An 18,679-nucleotide genomic window follows, 5' to 3' on the forward strand; every position below is an offset into this window, starting at 1 on the left:
CCGGTGCTTACTTCGCGGGCTTCTTGCCGGCGATGGACATCAGCATCTCCTTTCGACTAGCGGAGGCTTTCTTCCTTTCTTGATGCGCTTGGCCCCTTCGCGGCGGCGGCCTCCCGCCCGAAGGATCGAAATGTTGGGCCGATCCCATATGGTCGTGCTGATGGAGCACGTAGGTTGCGATCACGAGTAGAACAAGTCGTCGTCGAGAGCGGCCTGGAGATCGGCGATAATGGCCCTTATCTGCTTGCGCGAATACATCGGTGAAAGATAATCAGTCTTGGGCAAAATGATGCGGACCCCCCTCGCCGTGAAGCCTACCGAGGTAAACGTCTCGAGCTTTCGTTTCTTCGCCATGCTGCTCTTTGCCATGCTGCCTCTCAATTTCACAGGTTTCGGGAACACGTCGATAGTGTTTGCAGGCAGAACCGGCGTAAGCGAGTCAATTCCACATTCAACCGCCTCGGAAGCGTGGAAAACCCGAAATGGGGAAGCTAACTTTTCTTCGCGGCAACCAGTTTAACGAGACTGCCTTGCCGTGCGATCCTCAGTTGCGCACAGCGCCCGCGCGCTACCGCGCCGGGGATCAGAAGACGACGGCAGCAAGGTCGCCGCAGCCGTGCGCGCTCGATATCCGTCACCTGCCGCGTGGTCGGCTTGAACATCTTCGCGAGTTCGGGTCGGATAAATCTGAGAGCGTGGCGCATTTCGATCACCGCGTGCGGCAGTCTCAGTTCGCCCGACCTCGCCTTGGCGAAGACCGCGGCCGATATTTCGTCTCTGGTCGGCGTTTGGGCCATTTCGTCGTATCGATCCGCCAAAGGTCGAAGCGTCTTCAACGCCGTTATGCCGTCTGCCATCTCGAAGACTCCGTCGCCTAGGTCTTCTCGATCAGCTTCTTCCGGACCATTCCCCCTTCCGCGAACGTAAACTCAAGCTCGAACCCCTGCTCGAACACCCATCGGATCTTCTCTAGCACAGCGCGGCGTCTGGCGTCCGGTTTCTCGGGAAGCGCGGCTTCGACGGCTACCACGGTCTTTCGCGTTATGCCTGCAAGCGAAGCCAGTCGCGCCTGATTGATGCCCGCAAGCTTGCGGGCACGCCTGATCATAGCCGGTGAAAGAAGCGGGCGTATCTCGCCTCGAGCCAAGTGCAGCCATCCGTCTGAGGTCCGCCTCAATCCTTGAAGCGCTGACCGCCGGCTGTCCAGAGTTCAAGGATTCGTTTCCAAGGATTTCCTCGCACATGCGCCGGTGTTTGCATGGGAATACCAAGTCTTAGATTCGCGTCAGATGGACGCGGGGCGATGACTTGCATTCCGGATCTGCGCGGGACCACGCGACGCTTGAATGCTGCTTTTCCGCCGACGCTGACCTGCATCCCGAACGTCTTCAGGTACCGACGCCGATAGCGGCGTTAGATCAAATGTCACCGACAACACAATTTTGCCATATTTTTTGATGAACACGAATGCTCCAACTTCTCGGAGGCGACCCTGATGGAATGCAAAGCCGCCATCCTGCACCTCGTCGGACTCCGCTCGCGCGCGGTTGCGCCCGCAGTGCTCAAGCGCCACGACGACCTGCGTCTCGCTCAATTGCGCGGCAAGGGTCTCGCCCACCATCCCATCGATGGTTCGAAAACGGAGATGACGTCCGTGATCGTCGCCATGGAAGCGATTCGGCGGCGGACGTGTTCCACCAGGATCTCGCGCAGCGAGAGCTTGGTGCGGATGAATGATTCCCGCGTGCTCCGGTCGGTGCCAACGGCGGGGGTCTTCTGATGTACGGTTCGCATTCCCGTAGTCCTTTCCTTTCGCCTTTTGATCATCGATTTTGTTCGGCCTTCGAATCCCCGCACGGCCCGTCGCGAGGCGAACGCCCACTCCCCCCAATTGGAGAGCGTCATTTGCGTCTGAGCGTCACGCTCTATGGCGCCCGACGCTCAGCCTCACGGACCGGCAAGAACTTCGCCCATTTGTTGGTTCTGGCTCGCTTGGCATTAGGCGCTCCTAGCCGTTCTCATATCCTCCGCATCGCCCCGGAAGTTCCGCGGCACGCACGTCCCGGATGAGCCTGCTGTTCGCGCCCCGGTTGGTCCGCGCGCAGGCATAACGACACCCGAAATCTCTCAATGTCTGCCGCATCGGCGGCGAAGTGCGGCTTCCCGCGCGAGCGATGGAGTATTGCAAATGAACAAGACCGTCTCCGCCGATGAACACGAAAGCTGGCCCGCTGTCTTGACGTATTGGCGGTCGCTGCCCGCCGAAATGTTCGATCACCGCTTGCAGGATGAGGTCTCTTCCTGTGTTCGCAGCGTCATGACGACTATGGGCGACTTGAGGTCCGCCCTTGAGGGCGACGTAGCGACGGCCTGCAGTCTGGCTCTCAAGACGACGATCCCCGCTCGCATCGGTCCACACGTCGACTTGGTTATGACGGCGCTCTTGAACTGCGCTTTTGTGAATCCGGCTGCCGCCCTCGTTCTCTCCAGCCGGCTGGAGCAGATGCCGTTGCCGTGGCGCAGTCGAACCCGTCTTTCGACATCTTGGAAGGTATATAACATCTATCTCGCCCGGCGCAGCTACGGGCGTCGTTCCATTCCCGTTGCCCTCCTCCGGCGCGACGACGAACGATGAAGCTGAAGCTTCAGATCTCATCCGATCTGCATATCGGCTATCCCGGCGCCCGCGGCTTCCCCCCGCTTGTTCCTGGCACCGATATTGTGCTGATCGCCGGCGACACCTGCGAGGGGCTGCAGCGCGCCATCAGGGAAATGCGCGCAGCCTATCCCCAAGTGGAAATCGTGACCTGCGCCGGCAATCATGAATTCTATCACGGTGCGTACTTCGAGCAGCTCGCCGAAGGACGCGCATGCGCCCGCGAGTTGGGTGTTCATTTCCTGGAGGATGGCCTGGCCTCCTTCGGACGCCTCCGGATCCTGGGTTGCCTAGAGGCGGAGCTCGCGCGCCATCACGCCGGTACAACGATCGTAATGACCCACACCGGGCCGACTCTAGACCACGTCGCGCCGTCCGACCGGTCGGAACTGATCTCGGCTGCGTACGCCTCACGCCTGGATGATTTGATTGATCGCTTTCAGCCCGACCACTGGATCTCGGGTCACGTTCACTACCCGGTAGATTTCGTTCGCGGCCGCACTCGGCTGATCTCAAATCCTTGCGGATATGCGGGCGAGATCGCCGCCTTCGACCCGTCCTTCACCATTGAGGTCGAGGCATGACGGACGACATCAGGCGCCCGATGAGTGGCTCGAATCCCTCCGCGCGGCACTCAGTCCATCGGTCAGGTTCCGATGCGGTCGCAAGGCCGAGCGCAGACCCGCTCCACTGGTGGCGGACGCGAGCAGCGGACGACTTCGACGATCTGGATCTTCGCGTCTTGGTGGTGCTGCTGAACCGGTTTGCATTGGTGAGGCATGGCTTGAGGGATGCCCTATCCGGCTCCTCGTTGGAGGCGATCAGTCTTCTTGCTCGACGTCCTTCCCTGGCTGGAGATCGCGATCTGCTTATGACTTGTCTTTTGAGAAGCGCTCTCGTTGGCGCGACGGAAGCGCGGCATTTTCTCATTCAGACCCTTCGACGGGACGGGCAGCATGCCCTTGCCACATCCTGGCGGCTCGCACGACAGGACCTTCTCCGCCTCATCTTGCGCAGGAAGAAGCGGGCGGTCCGACAGCACATCCCGCGCCGCGCTTTCACGAAGCGGAGATGTCGAGAACGACGTCAAAAAACTCCGTCACCACGCTCCGACTGACCGCATAGCTTCACCCTTCTAACGACGACTTCAACTAACGCAGGAAATCCCGATGAACCTCAAGGCTACAACTCCCGTCCCACACGAGCCGGTCCTTCACTGCCCCAATTGTAATCATCCTATCCGGTTGACGGAGTCGCTGGCTGCGCCGCTGATAGAAGAAACCCGCACGAGGTTCCAGAAGCAGCTCGCAGAGAAGGACACCGAAGTCGCTCAGAAGCTCGATCTGCTCCGGCGTGAACGCGACGACCTGGCCAAGGCTCGCGAAGCGATCGATGACCAGGTCCGACATCGGCTGGAGAGCGAACGAGCGGTAATCGTCTCTGCCGAAGCGAAGAAGGCGCGTGAAGCGGTTGCGGCGCAGCTGAAGTCCAAAGAGGAAGAAGCTGCCGGACTTCGCCACGCGCTCGAGATCAACGACGCCAAGGTCGCCGAGGCGCAGCGGGATCATGCCGAGCTTCTCCGCAAAGGGCGCGAGCTCGACGAATCTAAGCGAGAGCTCGAGCTGACGATCGAACGGCGCGTGCAGGCCTCCGTCGACGATATCCGGGCGAAGGCCAAGCAGGAGGCCGACGAATCCGTTCGCCTGCGCCTCCTCGAACGGGAGCAGACCATCGGCTCGATGGCGCGGACAATCGAAGGTCTCAAGCGCAGGGCCGAGCAAGGATCCCAGCAATCGCAGGGAGAGGCCCTGGAGCTGGATCTGCAGGACCTTCTGGCCACACGTTTTCCGTCGGATTTGATCGAGGCGATCGGCAAAGGTGAGCTGGGGGCAGATATCCTGCAGCAGGTCAATGGTGCTATCGGACAGCGAGCGGGCACCATCATCTGGGAATCGAAACGCACTAAGATCTGGAGCGACGGTTGGTTGGCGAAATTGCGGGAAGATCAGCGTCGCTCGGGCGCGGATGTCGCCTTGATCGTTTCCCAAGCTCTTCCGAAACATGTCGAGCACTTCGATTTCATCGACGGCGTATGGGTAACGCATCCGCGCTGCGCGCTGCCGGTGGCGATCGCCTTGAGGCAGTCCGTGCTCGACGTGAACGGTTCACGCTTGGTGCAGCAGGGCCAAAAGACCAAAGTCGAGCAGATCTATCAATACCTGACGGGCATCCGGTTTCGGCAGCGCGTGGAAGCCGTGGTGGAGAAGTTCAACGATATGCGCGACGACCTGGACAAGGAGCGCAAGTTCGTGAGCAGGCAATGGGCGAAGCGCGAGACGCAGATCATCGCCGTCATCGAGTCGACCGTGGGCATGGTGGGCGATCTTCAGGCGATCGCCGGTAGGGCCATGCCTAAGATCCCCTTGCTCGACTTGCCGGAACTCGCGGCTCGCGATGATACCTCCGCAATTCCGGAAGCTGACATTTAGCGATGGACACACGGGCGTCGCGCTGTAGCTCGGACTCCTACCATCATTAAGGTCGTACACATGGCCAGTTCGAAACGCCCCCAATCGCCGGATAATGTCGTCGACATGGTGCCAAAGCGCCTCGTCGACCAACGCACGCCGCGGCGGGGCACAGTCCTGATCGACGGCATCTACAACCGCGAACTCGGGCCGGTTCGAGACAACGGCGGAAGGGTCGTACTCAGAGCCAGAGGAAGACGCACTGCTACCGGGCGCGCTGCGAAATAACTGGAAAAAAAGGTCGCATAAGTCCTTCGGCTTGCAAATGTCTCGGCACAAATGCAGCGGGACATGGCGGAGAGAGTGGGAGAAGTTTCCCGAAATCCTATCCTTAGCGATATCAGAGCCTTAGCGAGCGGCCTCGGCCGACTTGCACGCTTATTGTACCACTTGACTGTATCAGGTCCAGAAGTAGGAGTTCCGGTGAGCAATGAGCGCCAAGCTCCGGCCCCCCGAAAACCGTCTTCAAAAGTTCCACCAAACTCGAGCGCCAAAGCAGCGGGTTTTCGCCGCCAGCTCGTATCGACTTCCAAATTCATCAACGATTTGCAGCCACCCGGCTCGGCTGCGCCACGGGAGAAATCCGGTCCCGCTTGGGATAAGGAGCCCTCAACAGCGCCTACACCGAGGCGAATTCGTTCTGAGCGCCTTAGTTTCAGAAGCCATGAATGGTTGGAAGGCCAAAAAAAGCGCGAACTGGCGGGCCGTAGCTTCGACTGACAGAGATATGCAATGCAGCATCTGCCGCCACACATCAGTGTCTCTCGGCGACTACACCGCAAGTGCCAATTTTGAAGCCGGATGGTGCTACAGCTTGGTCCGAGGACAGAATTTGCGCAGTGCCTGTAAGGCGCTCGTCTTCTGCTGACACACCTTCTTGCACAGACCGTCGAACACACCCTCTTCGACCGTGTTCAGGCCGTAGGGAAGATGATGCCGCTGCGCGATCGCGAGGAGGCTGTTGTGGCCCCAGCGCAGCCCGGGGTACATGACGTCAGCAGGGTAGCACTTGACGTCATTAATCGGATCCTCTGTGGCGCAGTAGCGAAAATACTCCGCCATCACGGCGCATTCGTCTTTGTTAAATCGAAAATTTTGCTTGAACAACTGGCAGGAAAAACCGATGTCGGTTTCTTCCGGGGTGACTGTCGCCTCGCAGTCGGCTACCTGGCGATTACCCCTGGGCAGTACCACGAGTGCGCGGCCCGTAAACTTGAATTTGGTGTTCGCCGTACATTCAACGTCTTTAAAATTGCAGGCCCAGATCATCTCTACGGCCGTCACTTTCATGTGCTTGCTCTCGAAGTGCTTACGAATGTCGATCTCGGCCTTGTAGCCAAGCGTCTGCAGCTTGATGGCCTCGGCGTCAGGAATTTGCTGAGCGGCGGCCGGACTGATCAGCAGCCCCAGGATCAAAGCAATGCGGTACATGGCAAAGCCCGTAAATGAAAAATGATCGGGAGACGGTAGGCCTAAGACGTCCTGAGTAAAGAGCCCAGGGACGCTGAAACACTCAGTGAATATCAGCCTATTTCGCTTTGTTCGTGGGCCCATCAGTTACAATTGACGAAAACCGTGCTCGCCGGTCTTTAGATCATGAGTGTATACGGCTTTCGGTGCATCTAAGGCCAAGTGGTAGAAGTGAATACGAAAAGCCAGTCTTCCGAACAATCGCACCTGTACCATTGCATGGGGATTGTTTCCTTCGAAGCACAGCCCGTGAAATGGTGCATAGGTTGGGGCTAACAAACGCTCGACGCTAAAGGCGGCTGTATCGCCACTCCCTTTCAACACACCCCTAATTTCATTTAGGTGTGCAGTGTCATTGCAAATCGCCGTTCCTGATAGGAGAGCAAGAAACTCGAACGCGATCTTAACCAGCACGAGCTCGTTCACTGAGCCACCACCTAAATCTGGCTCGGCTTTGTCCGTCGCCCAATTTATGATGATAAGGCCGGGCAATAGCTCGACCTTCGTCTGCTCGGGTATGCTCGTTAGGCGCGCTGACGCGGCCCGTACAATTTCGATGTCGTATCCACGCCTCGCCGCTATTCGCTCAATGTGACCAACAGCGTCCTTAGTTGGCACCATTAGGGACCCATCAACATGCTGAAAGGTCTTCGGCATCAATTCTCCCGCGCGGTACGTCGCGCGGGCGCGGATCGGACCACTCTGAGCAATCCATTCTTGTCCCTCCTCAATTAGCTGATAGGTCGCGGCAGGGAGTTCGCCCCTCAGATTTGCGACTGCTAAACGGATTGCGGGATCAGCCTTTGCCCTTGCCTCAAAGGTCGATCCAAAGACACTATTGCAGGGTTTGCAGACAAAATCGCACGTTAGATCGCCAGCGAGGGAACTCGGGATCACGTGCTCTTCCGATAGAAGTCCAGGTTGGAGGCAAATAATGCACTGTTTTCCGAACCAAGGTAGTTTCATGTGCGAACACTGCTGGCAACTGATCGGCGCTGAATTTTTAGCAAGATAGGATGACCGACAGGGATTTCGAAACTTTTTAGCAATTTCCCCGCGAGAGCGTGGGTCTTCGCCGCATTCCAGGTGATCTCACCCAGGGCGCCCAGTTCGTGCTGAGCCGTAGGTTTGCGATGGCGAAATATGCTCAGAACGGCCGCTTATGTTGGGGCGGGTAACCGCGTGAGCGCACAAAGGCATTGAACGTCCCGGCGACCCGTCTAGCCATAGGGCGGCGCCAATTAACCGCTGAGCCGATTGTAAAGCGCTTCTAACAATTCGCGCTCCTTTTTCCCGTGTCGCCACGCGATCCGGGTTGATGAAAACAACGATCCGTCGTGGTTTTCGATTTCTATGTACTTCGGAATGATTGCCTTGTTCTCGCCTCTTGCACACAGGACCGTTCTGTCGTGCGCGAACCAATATTCGATGAACTCATTTTGAGGCATTGGTTCGCTGCGGCCTAACAATTCCCTTACAGTCTCGATGCGGGGCCTCAAGTGTGCTCGTGTCAGACCCTGCCTCGCTTCATATCGATAATTCAGCTCGTGGAACTTCCTTAACGCGGCTTCTGTGACGCCTACGACGTGCCATGCGAACGGCTTCGCGGACATGATTGAGGTCAATATTCGAGTGCAATGACTAACAGTCCAAATATGGGGCGCCTCAGTATGCGCCGCGTGGACGGCGCGGTACAGCGCGTGATAGGTGTGTGCGCCTTCGATAGTTGATACTTGAGACACAACTACCTCCTCTCGGTTAAATCTCCTCCACGTGCTTCATCAGCCAAGCCCTGAACGCCTCCATTTTCGGCGTCCAGACTTCCAATTTTGATGCAGCCCTTGCGATCATGAATGCGGCAGGCGCGCATTCGATTTCCATTTGCGTATCACCACCATGTTTGAGCCAATCGCGCTCCCGGTTCAGCAGCGCAATCCATTCCTTTCTTTCTGGAAACCGCTCTTGGGCGCGCGGGTTCTCTCGAAGCCACGAGAACATGTGAAGTCCGTCTCGGCTGATCATTCCCTCGGCTGCCCCGGCGAGCGTCAGGGCTACATCGAATGCACCAAGCCCAAACGCGTCTATCGCGGCCTCCACCTGTCTCGTAGCGGCCTGTGGTGCGCTCAGGTGTAGGGATGGAGCAGGCAATAGCGGGCCCTTCCAACCTGACTGATCGGATGTCATCGGCGGAGACTATTATCCTGTTTTCGAGCCCGGCGCGTAGCGACCAAAGATCGTCGCCAAGCGACGGGCGGTCTGCCAATGGCGTCATGGTTCAAAGCACCCACCTCAAACATCATTAGCCTCAAGTGATGATCTGTCTTAGCTCGTTTAACGAGAGCCAAGGGCGACGACTATGCACCATGCGATGACAATTTGCGCAAAGAAGGATCAGATCATTGAGCTTGGTTTTTTCTCCAGGCTGCAGCTCCGAAACTGGTTTGGCATGATGACATTCGATGAAGCCGTTGCCTCGATCACCGTATTTCAGACTGAAGTTAAAACCGCACGCCTCGCAGTGAAGTGCTCCGTTCGCCTGTAGTGCCTGCAGCTTTCGACGCTCCACAATCCGATAGTCGCGCTCGCGAATTTGGTGCAAACGGGTGAGTATTCTGCCCTCTTCGGCATCCTCCCCTTCTGGCTCGGGGTTAGGAAAATTCTGAATACCGACCACTGCGGCCCGGATTGCCTTCGCTGCCGAGCGGAGCCGCTCAGGTTCTTCTGCGAAAACGGTCCAAACCTCCACCTCGCCCCTTCCCCCTCCCGAAAGGCCTTTTCCCTTTTCGGAGGGATCTAAACGCCGGAAATTTTGCAACTTCATCGCCACGCCATTCGCATTTCGGAAACTTTCCTCACTGCTCGTGGTCGTTGTGCGTGCGAGACGGTTTAGAAGACCGGACAGCTCGATCACGTCCGGGTGCTTGTCATCCGGAAATGAGGGGCGGTGTCGCAGGTAAAGTTCGAGCGCGAGAATTAGCTCCTCTCTGGTCCAAACTGGATTGCGCCGGGTTGTCGGCTCAATGATCTTAAAACCTAACTCTCGCAATTTGCGAGCTGTTGGTTGCCCCCCGTGAAATTCACTTTGAGCCAAAGGACCTCGGCTGGGATACTGGTAGCCGTGCGCCGCGCCTATGATCGCCTTGGCGTCGTATTCGTGCCCATCGGCGTCTACCAGCATCCACCCACGGGATGAACCAAAACCGTACTTCTTAAGAAAATGGCGTTGACCGAGCCCCCGGAATTCTTCGAGTGCACGAAGTACCGCGCTCGGGTCCGTTAGGTCCTCTATTGTCATACGTCAAATACTCGTATCACGTGCTAAAATGTGAAAACTAGGCTAGAAGCCTCAACCACAGGTTAAGATGGTGGTATTAGGCGAGCAAGACACGTTTTCTCAGGCACGTTTATTCAGATGAAAACACCCGGCCCTTAGCCAGCGCTAAGAGATCAATATTTCAAAACTCTCAGGCTTACGCTTTCCGCATATCAAACTTCCTTGCGAGTGTTCACCAATCAAAGCATCACAGCGATGCAGCCATTGCTCGTTTAGGTTCGCCGCTCTCGATGTGAGAGGACCGCAGGCTCTCGGTGCATCTCCAAAACCCACCAAATTCGCCCGCCAGGACACCGGGGTTCCGGGCGGCAAGCCGGATCAACTACCAAATTCATCAGGCCCAGATCCAATCGATTTGCCTGCGCCACGAGAGAAGCCCCCCGCAGTGGATTGGAAGCCCTCAACACCCCTACACCGAGGCGATTTCATACGGAGCACCTTAATTCAGGTTCCCTTTAGGGTTGGATGGCTGAAGAAAGCTCGGACTGGCGGGCGATGTCTCGACCTGGCAGAAGTATGCTGTCTGCTAGTGCCCGCGCTTCAGACCATGTGGCACGATTTTGTGCGGTGACAAACGCCTGGACGGGAGGCATTGGACGGGCGGCCAACTACCTTTTCGGGCGTCGTCATCCAAATCCAGTTCTTCATTTTCTCGAATTCCAGACGTAGAGCCGGTTCGAGCCTCACGCGCTGGCCCCGTCCAAGCTCCGTCACCGCGCACGCAACTGTCGGAAAGCGAGCCTTGTACATGTCGGTAGCGGCGTTCCCAAAGTATCGAAAGTCATTGCTCAAGAGGACATTCGCGCGCAAATACTCTGGAAAGTCACCCAGATCGTGCCTGAGGTCTGTAGGTTTGTCGTGAAACTTGGCGTCCTTGCGACGCTGAAATCGACCCTGCTTGAGGTAGTAGATGCAATCGTCTCGACTGGCATAACGCTCATCGACGAAATATCGGCCCTCATGAAGTGCCTGAGTGACCCGCGCGGCGTAGATCAGGCAGTTGTCGCTGTATAGCGAGCTTGCGGCGAAGCCAAAAATCAAGTCACCTACCTGAGCGGTAGCGCGGATCGTCGGCTTGCATATTGCAAGCGAGAGAATGCCGTTCTTTACGCAGGGAGCGGCGCCGCTATCAACTGTGAGTTTATAAAAATAGACACGAGGCATTTTCGCGATCAATTGTTTGCTTGAACGAGAACCGTGTGCTGTTCCTTCAGCCAGTTGCAAAAGCGTTCGGGTTTCAAAAATCGCGGCAAACGAGCACTGCGCTGAAGATATCCATCTTTTACTGACAGGCCGCCCCAGGCTTCGATTAGATCAGATCGCACCCGGTAAGCTCGATCCTTAAATTCTCCGACTGGTAAGCATCGATCCAACCTACCTGATACGAGTGGTCGTCCTCGAACGATGAGGTCCAGATTGTTAGGGTCGATAACTCGACGAGAATGCGCGTTTTGGTGCCGAGCCTCGGGCGAGATGTTGATGGCCAGCGCGAACTCGTCAACTACAAAAACTCCGATAATGGCATATACAAGGGGACCTGGCTGCAAGGTATCCCGCAGACCAGCATAGAAGACGAGCACGTCCCCTCGACTAAGATTTGCTTTGAGCTGCTTGGCTCTTTCCCCGACATCGCCATAGGTCAAGTGATCGAAATCGGGATCCAGGTGCATCTGCTGCAATCTTAGATGACCCGGCAGTTCAACGCCAAACGCTGAGAGCGATGCGTTTAGTGAGGCATACGGTCGCTCCAACCCGGGATGAACAGAGCGGCTTTCTGGAATGGGCACATAGACGAACTTGCGGGTAACACCATTAACAGGACCATTCCAACCGCCGCCACCTGGGCTAGTGTCAGCGCCAACTCGACAGAGAAGTGCGTTCAAGTGTCCTCCGGAACGATAAGCATGCCTGAAATACACGATTTCATCTGATCTAGATCAGCTCTCGCCTGACACGCTGAGAAACAGACGATGAATTCTGTCCGCCAAAGGATGGTTCGCGGCAAGCCCGACGTGCACATTCTGTCTCAATAATTCAGAATGCCAAGCCGCGGCGTCGGCGGGGCATATGCGCGCCGCGTCTCCCTTGTCACCGGTAAAGTAAACGAACAACAATCGCGCCGGTACGTTATGCCGATTTAGAAATTCAAGAACAGCGAGACGGTTGCAATATTGATAGTAGCCGTTAAGCCAATCGCGGTCGGCAGCCACGCCGAGCGCGACCTTTGTTCTGGACAAGGTGGCCCTAATTAGAGGAAGCCCACCGGAAGGGCTGGCCTGACAGGAGGATCGAAGCTCTTGGGTGTTGGCCTTCGCTTCCACCAAGAGCCACTCGGTCAGCCCATTTGCTTTGATCTGAGCGACGGCATCCCAATTTGGCGGATTTCCTCGCTGCGGCCACACCTCTTTCCAGACATCGTGGATGGGGTCCCCTGGAGGAAGAAACTCCAGTCCCTTCAGTTCACCGTCCAGCCATGTCCTGCTTCGATCGAAAGGGTAATCGAGCCAGGAAGCTACTTCTGCCCCGGTAGTCTCAAGGATGCGCTTTTCCAGCAACATTCGATGCCGCCCGAGGTAACGCAAGAGATGACACTCGCTGCCATAGCCCATTCCTATTTCTGCCACTGCCGCCCCCCGAGCTATCGAAGCCGCGATGTTAGAGCAGTTGCGCGGCAAATGTCCTCCGCGATACGTCACCGCCGACAGACCTTCTTCATGAAAGCCTTGTTATCCATGGCCTCGCCGCCTGAGCAGGCGGCTCTGCACATCTGTTGCATGCCGTCGTATGAAATCCCGGCGTACCGATCCTCTATTCGCAACAGACTAAAATGACCGGAGTTGGCCTGAGCCATGCTGCATTCCGACGTATTTCGTTCCGCGCTTCTGCATTCCTCGTATCTACCTAAAAGGTCGCCACATATGTCTTCGTCCAATGGCTCTTGAGGATCGAGCTTACTTTTGCGCAACGTGAATTGACCAGCGCGGAAGGTCACAGTTTGCAGCTGCTTCGCTTGGCGATGAATGAACACGATCTCATTTGATTGGAAGTTCAATTTCGCGACACGGATGTCGCAGGCGAGACAATCTTCGGCGAGAGGCTTGATGAGGGCCTGTTTTCCGTCTTCAACGATGAGCTTCCAGTCCCACCAGCGGCTTCCTGTTCCAGAGAAGCTCGTAGAAATTACAAGAAAATCGAAGTCCTTGGTCCTATATTGCTTCTCGAACGCAATCCTCTCAGTATTGGGACATAAGAGTTTTTCGTTATTGCGATAAACACATGGAAAATGGTTTTCGTCATCTGCTTTGCCTTGGTTCGCAGGGTCGTCTCCCACTTTATAGAATGCCCCTCTGGCTTTAGCAGTGTAACGCTCGTCGGGTTCTTCGCCGTCTAGCGATCTCCCGCCACCCATTTGCACGGGAGCAGGACTAGGTGAAACTCCCCCCAGCAGCTTATTGCATTGACTGTAATAGCCGCCGCCCCGTTCGATCCACTTCAATCCGCCGTTCGCGTTGTTTGTCTTGTTCGCGTTGTACTGATCCACGCAAGTGTGCATGCGTGCCTTGGCCGGAGTTTCCTGCGCGTATCTCGGATCAACTGCTGAGGGAAAAACGGCATTGTTGACGGAAGCGGAAGCAGCCAGCGCGGCGGGGCCCTCGTTACCTGTTTCGGCTACTGCTGGGCCAGACGAAATGGCTACGAGCAGCACCCATACTGCTGGACGAGCGGCCGTACTGATTACTTCTCCCATCGCTCGCTGACATTTCATCGCGATTTGCTCCCGTAAGCGAAATTCACTCCAAGAAGAATGCCTGCAAAATTTCCCACCAATTTGGCCGCCTGAACAACGGGTTTTCGCCGCCAAGGCGCGCCAACGTCCATATTCATCAGCCGCTGCGGTAATCTTGCCCGGCGCGTCCGCGATTAGAAGAGTGCAGCTTGGACTGCGCGGTCTACGTCGGCCAAGTCGAAGGCAGTCTCCAGATAAGAGTTATGGTCAGTATAGAAGCGCACCACCATGCGACGAGCAGTCAGGATTTCCCTCAGCATCCCCGTAGCTGGAATTGGACCCTCTCCAGAAAATATTACAGACGTTACTGCCTGTCCTGTCGTCAATGTACGTGTCACGCTTCCGCGGATGCCCGTTGTATCTAGAAATTCTACATCTTTGTCGTCCAATTTGTACGCCGCTACGCGACCCGCTTTGACGGTCTGCTCGAATGATCCTCGGGGAAGCGACAATCCAATTTGAATAGGGCGGTCTTTGATACCGCGAAACAGCGCGACCCTATATCCTTCAAGGTTTGTAAGCACCGCAGCCGCTATGGTCGCTCCGCTGGCATCGTCGCGCAAGTTTTTTGAGACGGTCCAGGCCCCAATCTGCGTGCTGGTAGGCTTCTCGTTGGGCTGCTGCGTCGCCGCTGGCAATTCTGGTGGGCTGCGCGACGATTGATCTACAAACCAACGCTCCTCGCCGATTTTCCAGGCGCAAGCTCTCGCCTGCTCTCCAACCCAGCAAGGGCCCGACCGGGTCAACGTGCCGAGTGGGTAGTCGGCACTACTTCGCCCGGGCGTTCCATTCCAGTTGGCCGTTGCCGTGCCGTTCGGGTTGCGCTTGACTGAAATAAAGTATGGGCTGCCGCCACCAAAGCCGAGAGTAAAGCTCCCGCCTTGGTGAAACTCGCCGTTACAGACGCCATCCAGGTACCGTGTCCCTTGAACGTCAAGTAGGCAGTCCACCTCATTGGCCAGGACGGAAGTAGCCCAGAGCAAAGACAACAAGCCGAGTAATACCCGCATTTCAAAATCTCATCGCAATTCGTGTTGTAAGCGCAATAATAGGTCTCTTATCACAGGACAGCCGCCAATCATGAACATGGCCATGCCGGTCTATGGGACGGAAGATCGGGCCCTCGCAAATCCCTGAGATCGCCAGCCAGGCTTCCAAGGCGGCGACCGGACACCAGCGCCCACGGGCGAACGGAATTCCGATTTTCTGACCTTGGGCCTCCTGATCGGTTTTCGACCGTTGCAGGTGCAGGATGATGCCCTGGCGGACGTTCTCGACGTCACCGACGTTCAATCCGACCAGCTCGGACCTGCGGAGTGCACCGGCAAAACCCGTCAGGAGGAGAGCGCGATCCCGATGGTCCTTGCGCTTGCCCCCAGTCGCGTCCAGCAACCGCATTAGCTCCTCCCGTAGCAGGGGCTTGGCCTGATGTTGGGCGTAGCCCCTCGTCCGCTTGATGCCTCGCAAAGTCGCCCTGACGAGTGGGGACTGGGCTGGGTTGGGTACCCCGTGCACCTGGTGGGCCTTCGAGATCGAGGCTAGTCGTCTCACCAAGGTCGCCACACTCAGCCTTGCTGCGTTGCGTGCAAGATATTCTGCCAGGGTTTCCGGGGAAGCAGGTATGGTACCGCCACCCCGTTGAAATTCCCGGAGGTCGCTTTCGTACGCACGCCGACTATTGGCCGACACGCTGCTTTCGATAAAAAACCGCGTCCCTGTAGACGTCTTAGTTGCAAGTGCAACTAATTGCATTCGACCTTCAAAACGATCAAAAAGGGTCGGTGTAACCTCCGATAAAGGGGGATTATCACGAGTTAGACGAAGTGCAGAATTCGAGCAGTTGCCCAGTTGCTCACTTGAGCCCGCGAGATCAGCAAACATTTGCGCGCTCCTGGTTAAGCCTCGGCAGGTCAAGCCGCATTAACGCGAAAATCTCTGGTGGGCCGTAGCACTCCTCATCCGCCAGCTTCCGGAGGAGACATCCTGTCGGCCAGGAAAGACGGTTTTTGACTAGCCCACCCTCGATCCGAAAAAGAACATCGCCAAGAAACGCCACCCATCGTTCACGAGGGACGTGCTGGCGAACCCATGTTGCAGCAGGAGCATCCGTCCGCAGAAAACATTGAAGGGCTTGGCGACCCTCACGACAATAGATGTCGTAGGCCCAACCCGGGACGCCTCGAATGCTGCTCTCGGGTGGCAGGTCATCTGATTGTAGTTGTCCACGGATCGTAGCGGCCTCAGCGGCAAGCAGGGCGACGAATGGGCAAAGCACTTCGCCGATCCTCCGGAAGCCTTCCCAGGAAATCGCGGCGACCGTGTGCGGATAGCCCAATTCTCGCAAAGCATCGAAGAGGGCGGCCGGATCACCGCGCCGCTTCTCCATATATGGCGAAGGACGTCGATCAGTGCCGACCGCGAACCACGCCGCGATCGCCCGAACCGGCCATTCCGCCCTACCCGTCGCGATACGAATTAGCTCGTCCACCGATTTAGCCGCAAGTGCGTGTCGAGCGCGACGATACCTTGGGTGTCGCTCAGCAGCGATCAGCACATCATCGGCCGCGCGGCACTTCGGTGCCTCCGAGAGCAGCTGGACAAGCGTGTCTGCCGTCCGCCACTCTCCTCCCCATTGGCCGCGCAGGCGCTTTCCACCGAGCGCGCAGGTCACGTTGAACACAGTATCGAAACTGGCGACCCCCACATCCTCGAAGGCGATTGCTCCCAATCGTCGCCAGAGCTTTTCCGGTGCAACCCGGAGCAATGTCGCCGCTGCGCGTTGGGCTAGTGCATGTTCGCCACGGCGCACGGCCTTTTGAAGCGCCGACATGGCGACCCATGGCGACACAGCCAGTGGGTCAGGAATTGCCGGGTTCGACGCTTCGATCAGTTCAGCTAACCGGGTGCGCGCTTGGCTCAGGATCAGTGGTCCATTCATCTTCGCCTCCTTGCAGGGGGCGGTGACAACTGACCCAGTTTTATTGTGGCCCTATAGCTCACCTAGTAAAGAGGAATTGTCTCGATCCGGACACGAAAGCTCCGAGACACACCGGGGACACAGAGTGTGACAAATCGGGAAGTGCGAGGGTAGAGACACGCTGATCTGCTTTTAGACCCCGTCTGAATACCGCGTTTTTTGCCTGCAAACCGCCTCGTCGCTTCGGCAATTGTTGTCTCGGCGCCTGTCCTCGAAGACAAAAAGGTCTCTCGGCAAGAACTGCGGATGTGGTTGCGCGCCACTTCTCCGAAAACTGATTGAACTAGTTAAGCGGTCAATATCAGTCTGGGCGGAGTTCAAGAGCTGCCAGGTGCGTCATGAATGACTTTGAACAGTCCGATGAAGTGAAGCGAGCCAAGGACGCCGCTCAGAATTCGCCTTGGATTTCCATTACGGAAATTGCGCAGGCTTACAGTATTTCCCTGCGTACGCTTCGCCGAATGCAAGCCGAAGGATTATTGCCGCCGCGCACCAAACGCGGGCGTTATCTGCTGTACCGGAAAGCTGATATTGGCGTGGCCCTGGCAATTGGCAGACGCGCGCTAAGGCGTAATCGAGAAGTGTGAGCCTCTCTAACATCTGGCGCTGGTGAACGGGTCCTGATGCACTTGGTCGCCCGTCTCGGGATGGCACCGCTGAAGCTCCACGGAAGGCCGCACGTGCGAGTATCTGACGCGCGGCTAGGGAGATAACGTAACGAGGCATTCTGAGGACGAATGCGACAGCTGCTCCCAGGAGCAGCGATGAGGCACCAAGCAACCCCCAAAGGCCGGCGGTCAACCAGATGGGCATCGGAGCCTCAGCTAAATTTCGCGTCCCGGTGGTGGCGAGACCTGGCTTGCGCTCTTCTCCCGCGTCTTACTTGCCTTCTTCGCCACCGAGCGGCGCTTCAGGACCGATGCCAAAGCGCGCGCCATCTTGCGCGCGATCTTGCCTGCAGCCATTGCGCGTGCGCCGTTTGCCAAAGTCAGATCCTCCAGTTGGTGCGTGAGCGATGCGCCCGGCGGTTCATGACCCTGCGGCTTATCCTCCGCTTGCGAATCCGGGGAATAGGGTCATGCCTCCGTCGATGAACAGCGTGGCGCCGGTGACGTAGTCGGCGGCGTCGGAGACGAGCCAGGCGACCGCCTGCGCGATGTCGTCCGGCTCTCCGATGCGCTTGTAAGGCACCAGCGTCATTAGGCTTTTGTACGCCTCCCTCGTCTCCCAAGCGGCCTGATTGATGGGCGTCCTGATGGCGCCGGGTGCGATGCCGTTGACACGGATGCCGAGCGGGGCGACTTCCTGCGCGATGCTCCTCATCATCTGCATGACGCCGCCTTTCGACGCCGCGTAGTTCGCGTGTCCCGCCCACGGTATCTCCTGATGGACCGAACTCATGCAGACGAGCTTGCCGGCGGCGGCCGAGATTCCGCCGACGATGCCGCGTCTCTTGAATTCGCGCACGGCCTCGCGCGCACAGAGGAACTGACCGGTCAGATTGACGCCGATCACCTTGTTCCACTGATCGAGGGTTATTTCGTGGAAGGGGGCGTCGCGCTGCAGGCCGGCGTTGTTCACCACGACGTGCAGCGTGCCGAAATGATCGATGGCGCGGGCGAACATCAAGCGGACGTCATCCTCGTTGCTGACATCCGCCTCGATCGCGATCGCTTTCCTGCCCCGCGCTTCGATTTCGTGCGCGACCTCTTCGGCCGATCCGGGATCCACGACGTAGTTGACGACGACGTCCGCCCCGGATGCGGCCAATCCCAGCGCGACGGCGCGGCCGATGCCTGAGTTGGCGCCGGTCACCAGCGCAGGCTGCCCCTCCAGTGTCACGGGAAAGCGGACCGGCGGTCGCGAGCGCTCGCCAGGACTTGCTGGAGCGGCCGGGTCGGTTGAATTCACTGCCATGGTGGACCTC

20 protein-coding genes and 1 pseudogene are annotated in these 18,679 nt (G+C 57.4%); 4 read left to right on the forward strand and 17 right to left on the reverse strand.

Annotated features, from left to right (window positions below; genetic code table 11):
- Positions 1–180: 180 nt before the first annotated feature.
- From QA649_RS37045 to QA649_RS37060, 4 genes are all read right to left on the reverse strand, one after another.
- The gene (locus tag QA649_RS37045) at positions 181–369 is read right to left on the reverse strand and encodes a hypothetical protein (protein ID WP_283021466.1); all 189 of its coding nucleotides are present in this window, start codon (positions 367–369) and stop codon (positions 181–183) included.
- Positions 370–491: 122 nt separating this feature from the next.
- Positions 492–857: a hypothetical protein gene (locus QA649_RS37050; RefSeq protein WP_283021467.1), complete on the reverse strand. Its 366-nt coding sequence runs from the start codon at positions 855–857 to the stop codon at positions 492–494.
- Between the two features lie 17 nt (positions 858–874).
- Entirely contained in the window at positions 875–1,147 is a 273-nt protein-coding gene (locus QA649_RS37055) for a helix-turn-helix domain-containing protein (protein ID WP_283021468.1), read from the reverse strand.
- A 138-nt stretch (positions 1,148–1,285) separates the two neighbouring features.
- Positions 1,286–1,621, reverse strand: a complete 336-nt coding sequence (locus QA649_RS37060) for a hypothetical protein (protein WP_283021469.1) — start codon at positions 1,619–1,621, stop codon at positions 1,286–1,288.
- Positions 1,622–2,188: 567 nt separating this feature from the next.
- Here QA649_RS37060 and QA649_RS37065 point away from each other — a divergent pair.
- From QA649_RS37065 to QA649_RS37075, 3 genes are all read left to right on the forward strand, one after another.
- Positions 2,189–2,635 (forward strand): hypothetical protein, encoded by a 447-nt coding sequence (locus QA649_RS37065; RefSeq protein WP_283021470.1) that lies wholly within the window; start codon positions 2,189–2,191, stop codon positions 2,633–2,635.
- The gene (locus QA649_RS37070; RefSeq protein ID WP_283021471.1) at positions 2,632–3,240 is read left to right on the forward strand and encodes a metallophosphoesterase; all 609 of its coding nucleotides are present in this window, start codon (positions 2,632–2,634) and stop codon (positions 3,238–3,240) included. Before QA649_RS37065 ends, QA649_RS37070 begins: the two co-directional genes overlap by 4 nt.
- Before the next feature lie 585 nt (positions 3,241–3,825).
- On the forward strand, positions 3,826–5,145 hold the full coding sequence (locus QA649_RS37075) for a DUF2130 domain-containing protein (protein WP_283021472.1): 1,320 nt from the start codon (positions 3,826–3,828) through the stop codon (positions 5,143–5,145).
- Between the two features lie 846 nt (positions 5,146–5,991).
- Here QA649_RS37075 and QA649_RS37080 read toward each other — a convergent pair.
- From QA649_RS37080 to QA649_RS37130, 11 genes and pseudogenes are all read right to left on the reverse strand, one after another.
- A complete protein-coding gene (locus QA649_RS37080) occupies positions 5,992–6,615 on the reverse strand; it encodes a hypothetical protein (RefSeq protein WP_283021473.1) in 624 nt (207 codons plus the stop codon).
- 126 nt (positions 6,616–6,741) lie between these two features.
- The gene (locus QA649_RS37085; protein WP_283021474.1) at positions 6,742–7,311 is read right to left on the reverse strand and encodes a hypothetical protein; all 570 of its coding nucleotides are present in this window, start codon (positions 7,309–7,311) and stop codon (positions 6,742–6,744) included.
- A gap of 1,101 nt (positions 7,312–8,412) precedes the next feature.
- A complete protein-coding gene (locus QA649_RS37090) occupies positions 8,413–8,838 on the reverse strand; it encodes a hypothetical protein (protein WP_283021475.1) in 426 nt (141 codons plus the stop codon).
- A 121-nt stretch (positions 8,839–8,959) separates the two neighbouring features.
- Positions 8,960–9,949: an HNH endonuclease gene (locus QA649_RS37095; protein WP_283021476.1), complete on the reverse strand. Its 990-nt coding sequence runs from the start codon at positions 9,947–9,949 to the stop codon at positions 8,960–8,962.
- A 579-nt stretch (positions 9,950–10,528) separates the two neighbouring features.
- Positions 10,529–11,152: a hypothetical protein gene (locus tag QA649_RS37100; protein ID WP_283021477.1), complete on the reverse strand. Its 624-nt coding sequence runs from the start codon at positions 11,150–11,152 to the stop codon at positions 10,529–10,531.
- An 8-nt stretch (positions 11,153–11,160) separates the two neighbouring features.
- A complete protein-coding gene (locus QA649_RS37105; RefSeq protein WP_283021478.1) occupies positions 11,161–11,871 on the reverse strand; it encodes a hypothetical protein in 711 nt (236 codons plus the stop codon).
- Between the two features lie 54 nt (positions 11,872–11,925).
- Positions 11,926–12,546: a hypothetical protein gene (locus QA649_RS37110; RefSeq protein WP_283021479.1), complete on the reverse strand. Its 621-nt coding sequence runs from the start codon at positions 12,544–12,546 to the stop codon at positions 11,926–11,928.
- An 872-nt stretch (positions 12,547–13,418) separates the two neighbouring features.
- Positions 13,419–13,601 (reverse strand): annotated as a pseudogene (locus QA649_RS37115) (hypothetical protein); the annotation flags it as partial.
- 308 nt (positions 13,602–13,909) lie between these two features.
- Positions 13,910–14,785: a hypothetical protein gene (locus QA649_RS37120; protein ID WP_283021480.1), complete on the reverse strand. Its 876-nt coding sequence runs from the start codon at positions 14,783–14,785 to the stop codon at positions 13,910–13,912.
- Between the two features lies 1 nt (position 14,786).
- Complete coding sequence (locus QA649_RS37125; protein ID WP_283021481.1) at positions 14,787–15,173, reverse strand: hypothetical protein; 387 nt, start codon at positions 15,171–15,173, stop codon at positions 14,787–14,789.
- Between the two features lie 472 nt (positions 15,174–15,645).
- On the reverse strand, positions 15,646–16,713 hold the full coding sequence (locus QA649_RS37130) for a hypothetical protein (protein ID WP_283021482.1): 1,068 nt from the start codon (positions 16,711–16,713) through the stop codon (positions 15,646–15,648).
- A 377-nt stretch (positions 16,714–17,090) separates the two neighbouring features.
- Here QA649_RS37130 and QA649_RS37135 point away from each other — a divergent pair, with 377 nt between their 5' ends.
- The gene (locus QA649_RS37135) at positions 17,091–17,339 is read left to right on the forward strand and encodes a helix-turn-helix domain-containing protein (RefSeq protein ID WP_283021483.1); all 249 of its coding nucleotides are present in this window, start codon (positions 17,091–17,093) and stop codon (positions 17,337–17,339) included.
- A gap of 237 nt (positions 17,340–17,576) precedes the next feature.
- Here the strand turns inward: QA649_RS37135 and QA649_RS37140 are convergent, their stop codons facing one another.
- Entirely contained in the window at positions 17,577–17,717 is a 141-nt protein-coding gene (locus tag QA649_RS37140; protein ID WP_283021484.1) for a hypothetical protein, read from the reverse strand.
- A 79-nt stretch (positions 17,718–17,796) separates the two neighbouring features.
- Positions 17,797–18,669, reverse strand: coding sequence for an SDR family oxidoreductase (locus QA649_RS37145; RefSeq protein WP_283021485.1), 873 nt, complete (start codon positions 18,667–18,669; stop codon positions 17,797–17,799).
- Positions 18,670–18,679: the final 10 nt, after the last annotated feature.

Origin of the sequence: Bradyrhizobium sp. CB1717 (assembly GCF_029714325.1) — a bacterium.
Taxonomy (GTDB): Bacteria; Pseudomonadota; Alphaproteobacteria; order Rhizobiales; family Xanthobacteraceae; genus Bradyrhizobium.

Bases quoted from the DNA above. Each gene is read 5' to 3' on its own strand.
- QA649_RS37045 (WP_283021466.1), bottom strand. From the start codon at position 369: ATGGCAAAGAGCAGCATGGCGAAGAAACGAAAGCTCGAGACGTTTACC.
- QA649_RS37050 (WP_283021467.1), bottom strand. From the start codon at position 857: ATGGCAGACGGCATAACGGCGTTGAAGACGCTTCGACCTTTGGCGGAT.
- QA649_RS37060 (WP_283021469.1), bottom strand. From the start codon at position 1,621: ATGGTGGGCGAGACCCTTGCCGCGCAATTGAGCGAGACGCAGGTCGTC.
- QA649_RS37065 (WP_283021470.1), top strand. From the start codon at position 2,189: ATGAACAAGACCGTCTCCGCCGATGAACACGAAAGCTGGCCCGCTGTC.
- QA649_RS37070 (WP_283021471.1), top strand. From the start codon at position 2,632: ATGAAGCTGAAGCTTCAGATCTCATCCGATCTGCATATCGGCTATCCC.
- QA649_RS37075 (WP_283021472.1), top strand. From the start codon at position 3,826: ATGAACCTCAAGGCTACAACTCCCGTCCCACACGAGCCGGTCCTTCAC.
- QA649_RS37080 (WP_283021473.1), bottom strand. From the start codon at position 6,615: ATGTACCGCATTGCTTTGATCCTGGGGCTGCTGATCAGTCCGGCCGCC.
- QA649_RS37085 (WP_283021474.1), bottom strand. From the start codon at position 7,311: ATGCCGAAGACCTTTCAGCATGTTGATGGGTCCCTAATGGTGCCAACT.
- QA649_RS37090 (WP_283021475.1), bottom strand. From the start codon at position 8,838: ATGACATCCGATCAGTCAGGTTGGAAGGGCCCGCTATTGCCTGCTCCA.
- QA649_RS37095 (WP_283021476.1), bottom strand. From the start codon at position 9,949: ATGACAATAGAGGACCTAACGGACCCGAGCGCGGTACTTCGTGCACTC.
- QA649_RS37100 (WP_283021477.1), bottom strand. From the start codon at position 11,152: ATGCCTCGTGTCTATTTTTATAAACTCACAGTTGATAGCGGCGCCGCT.
- QA649_RS37110 (WP_283021479.1), bottom strand. From the start codon at position 12,546: ATGTTGCTGGAAAAGCGCATCCTTGAGACTACCGGGGCAGAAGTAGCT.
- QA649_RS37120 (WP_283021480.1), bottom strand. From the start codon at position 14,785: ATGCGGGTATTACTCGGCTTGTTGTCTTTGCTCTGGGCTACTTCCGTC.
- QA649_RS37125 (WP_283021481.1), bottom strand. From the start codon at position 15,173: ATGCGGTTGCTGGACGCGACTGGGGGCAAGCGCAAGGACCATCGGGAT.
- QA649_RS37130 (WP_283021482.1), bottom strand. From the start codon at position 16,713: ATGAATGGACCACTGATCCTGAGCCAAGCGCGCACCCGGTTAGCTGAA.
- QA649_RS37135 (WP_283021483.1), top strand. From the start codon at position 17,091: ATGAATGACTTTGAACAGTCCGATGAAGTGAAGCGAGCCAAGGACGCC.
- QA649_RS37140 (WP_283021484.1), bottom strand. From the start codon at position 17,717: ATGGCTGCAGGCAAGATCGCGCGCAAGATGGCGCGCGCTTTGGCATCG.
- QA649_RS37145 (WP_283021485.1), bottom strand. From the start codon at position 18,669: ATGGCAGTGAATTCAACCGACCCGGCCGCTCCAGCAAGTCCTGGCGAG.